The sequence below is a fragment of the Brevundimonas sp. genome, assembly GCF_036402095.1.
In the GTDB taxonomy this organism is placed as follows: domain Bacteria; phylum Pseudomonadota; class Alphaproteobacteria; order Caulobacterales; family Caulobacteraceae; genus Brevundimonas.
Genome location: NZ_DASWTO010000070.1, coordinates 1 through 3,088 on the forward strand (window position 1 = coordinate 1; position 3,088 = coordinate 3,088).

General features: G+C 69.9%; 4 protein-coding genes. 2 read left to right on the forward strand and 2 right to left on the reverse strand.

The features are described 5' to 3' along the window. Positions 1–267: 267 nt before the first annotated feature. Both VGD32_RS05875 and VGD32_RS05880 read right to left on the reverse strand, forming a co-directional pair. A complete protein-coding gene (locus VGD32_RS05875; protein ID WP_331030969.1) occupies positions 268–789 on the reverse strand; it encodes a hypothetical protein in 522 nt (173 codons plus the stop codon). A gap of 71 nt (positions 790–860) precedes the next feature. Continuing rightward, on the reverse strand, positions 861–1,109 hold the full coding sequence (locus VGD32_RS05880; protein ID WP_331030970.1) for a DUF1674 domain-containing protein: 249 nt from the start codon (positions 1,107–1,109) through the stop codon (positions 861–863). Positions 1,110–1,198: 89 nt separating this feature from the next. On the opposite strand from VGD32_RS05880, the gene htpX reads away from it, so the two are divergent. Both htpX and VGD32_RS05890 read left to right on the forward strand, forming a co-directional pair. Beyond that, complete coding sequence (htpX, locus tag VGD32_RS05885) at positions 1,199–2,155, forward strand: zinc metalloprotease HtpX (protein WP_331030971.1); 957 nt, start codon at positions 1,199–1,201, stop codon at positions 2,153–2,155. 99 nt (positions 2,156–2,254) lie between these two features. Then, positions 2,255–3,088, forward strand: an 834-nt coding sequence (locus tag VGD32_RS05890) for an argininosuccinate synthase (RefSeq protein WP_331030972.1), incomplete at its 3' end; no start/stop codon positions are given.

A 3,088-nucleotide genomic window follows, 5' to 3' on the forward strand; every position in this document is an offset into this window, starting at 1 on the left:
GTGGCTGCAGCAGGGCGGGGGAGGCGGCGGCGGCGGGGCGCAGCATGGGCCGCCGGAATGGCCGCCGCCGCGCGGGTCGCCGGCGAGCGCCGGCCCGGCCGCGAGCAGGGCCAGGGCGGCGGAAAGGGTTAACAGGCGCATGACACGGACTCCGGATGCTGGAGCCGTTCTAAGTCACTGGAAAGAAAAGGGTTCGGAATGCACCGAGGGGGCGAAAACAGGGGCTCCGCATTCCCCGGACGGCGTCGGAATTAACCTTTTCCGGCTTCAGCGGTCGTACAGATAGACGTCGCCGCAGCCGCAATCGCGGTCGTACCGGTGGTCGCGCCGGTCGCGCGACCAGCCGCGGGCCGAGGGGTGGCGATCGTCGTTGTAGCCCCAGAGGTCGCGATATCCCGGGCGCGGGCGCGGCTCGTAACCGCCGTAGCCGTAGCCGTAGCCGTAGCCGTAGCGGTCGGAACCGTATCCGCCGCCATGACCCTGATGACGGTGATCCCGATAGCGGTAGCGCCCGTCGCCATACCGGCTGTCGTAGCCGTACCGGCCGCCGTGACCATAGGGCGCGGCATGGACCGGGGCGGGCACATAGACATAGGCCTGATCGGAATAGCCGTCGGCCCACCGGCCGGTGTTCACATAGGACCGGGTCTCGACCTCCGACAGCGGCGTGCCGCCGACGACGTGGCCATAGGGGGTGACGTAGACCGGCTGGCCCCAGGTCTGAGCCGAGGCCGCGCCGGCGAGGGCGAGGACGAAGAGGGCGCCGGCGGCGGCGACGGGGCGGATCATGGCGGCGAACTCCTGTGCGACAGGGTTAACGCCGTTCGTCCGCCGGGGTTCTTCGTCCGCGCCGCCCGGCGTCAGAAATCGACGGCCAGGCCCTTCTTCTCCCAGTCGCCGTAGCGGGTCGGTTCGGGGCCGCGCGGACCGCCGTGCTCCGTCGCCGGCGCCGCCGCCTCGCCCGAGGCGCGACGTTCGGCCGCTTCCAGCAGGGCCCGGCGCGCGGCCTCGCTCAGCGGCCGCTCCGGCGTGGCGTGGGGCACGTCGGCGTTGAAGACGGGCGTCGGGGTTTCCGCGGCGGGGCCATCAGAGGTGGGATGATCGGTCACAGCGGTCCTGCCTTGAGCCTGAGCCCGGGACTGCACAAGTTAGCGCCCGGCGCGGTCCGCGCCAGAGACGACCCGAGTTTTCTTCGACGATGAACCATCTGAAGACCTTCACCCTGCTGGCCGCGCTGACCGCCCTGTTCGTCGGCATCGGCTATCTGATCGGCGGGACGACCGGCATGCTGATCGCCCTGGTCTTCGCCGGCGGCATGAACCTGTTCAGCTACTGGAACGCCGACAAGATCGTGCTGCGCATGTACCGGGCCCAGCCCGTCGACGAGACCCATCCGAATGCGGTGGTGCGCGCCTATGTCGGCGACGTGGTGCAGATGGCGCGGGACGCCGGCCTGCCGCGCCCGGTGGTGGCCATCATCCCCAACGACCAGCCCAACGCCTTCGCCACCGGCCGCAACCCCGAGAACGCCGCCGTCTGCGCCACCACCGGCCTGCTCGACATGCTGACCCGCGAGGAAATCCGCGGCGTCATGGCGCACGAACTGGCCCATGTGAAGAACCGCGACACCCTGACCATGACGGTCACCGCCACCGTCGCCGGCGCCATCGCCGCCCTGGCCAATTTCGCGATGTTCTTCGGCGGCGGCGAGGACCGCGAGCGGCCGGGCGGCATCGTCGGCATGCTGGCCCTGATGATCCTCGCCCCGATGGCCGCCGGCCTGGTGCAGATGGCCATCAGCCGTACGCGCGAATACGAGGCCGACAAGGTCGGGGCCGAGATCGCGAAGGACCCGGCGTCGCTCGCCTCGGCCCTTGAGAAGATCGAGGCGTACGCCAGACGCATCCACAATCCGACGGCCGAGCGCAATCCGGCCTCGGGCCAGCTGTTCATCATCAATCCGCTGGCGGGCCGCGGCGCCGACAACCTGTTCTCGACCCACCCGAACACCGGCAACCGGGTCAAGGCGCTGCTGGCGCTGGGAACGCAGATGGGGCTGGCGCCGCGCCGCGCCGCGTTTACCGAGGTCGCCCCGGGGCCGGTCACGACCAGCGTCCCGACCACCCCCTCGCGCGCCCCGGGGCCGTGGGGGTGACTTCGCCCCAATCCCGCCCTTGCATCACGGGGCGTCTGGTCCTTTAAGCGCGCGCATACGCCGAAAACGCCTCCCCGCGTTCGCCGAAGGACCCGCCCCATGACCCTGCCCGCCCCGAAGAAGGTCGTGCTCGCCTATTCCGGCGGCCTCGACACCTCGATCATCCTCAAGTGGCTGCAGACCGAATACGGGGCGGAGGTGGTGACCTTCACCGCCGACCTCGGCCAGGGCGAGGAACTGGCGCCGGCGCGCGAGAAGGCGCTCAAGCTCGGCATCAAGGAAGAGAACATCTTCATCGACGACCTGCGCGAGGAGTTCGTGCGGGACTACGTCTTCCCGATGTTCCGGGCCAACGCCCTGTACGAGGGTCAGTATCTGCTCGGCACCTCGATCGCGCGGCCGCTGATCGCCAAGCGCCAGATCGAGATCGCCCGCATGGTCGGCGCCGACGCCGTCTGTCACGGGGCCACCGGCAAGGGCAACGACCAGGTCCGCTTCGAGCTCGGCTATTATGCGCTGGAGCCCGACATCCGCGTCGTGGCCCCGTGGCGCGAGTGGTCGTTCCGGTCGCGCGAGCACCTGCTCGACTTCGCCGAGAAGCACCAGATCCCGATCGCCAAGGACAAGCGCGGCGAAGCCCCGTTCAGCGTCGACGCCAACCTTCTGCACTCGTCCAGCGAGGGCAAGGTGCTGGAGGATCCGGCGGTCGAGGCCCCCGAATTCGTGCACCAGCGCACCCTCTCGCCCGAGGACGCGCCGGACAAGGCCACCGTCATCACCATCGGCTTCGAGAAGGGCGACGCGGTCTCGATCAACGGCGAGGCCATGAGCCCGGCGACCCTGCTGACGGCCCTGAACCAGTACGGGCACGACAACGGCGTCGGCCGGCTCGACCTGGTCGAGAACCGCTTCGTCGGCATGAAGTCGCGCGGC

Coding starts and splice junctions, on each gene's coding strand:
- VGD32_RS05875 (WP_331030969.1), bottom strand. CDS start 789: ATGATCCGCCCCGTCGCCGCCGCCGGCGCCCTCTTCGTCCTCGCCCTC.
- htpX (WP_331030971.1), top strand. CDS start 1,199: ATGAACCATCTGAAGACCTTCACCCTGCTGGCCGCGCTGACCGCCCTG.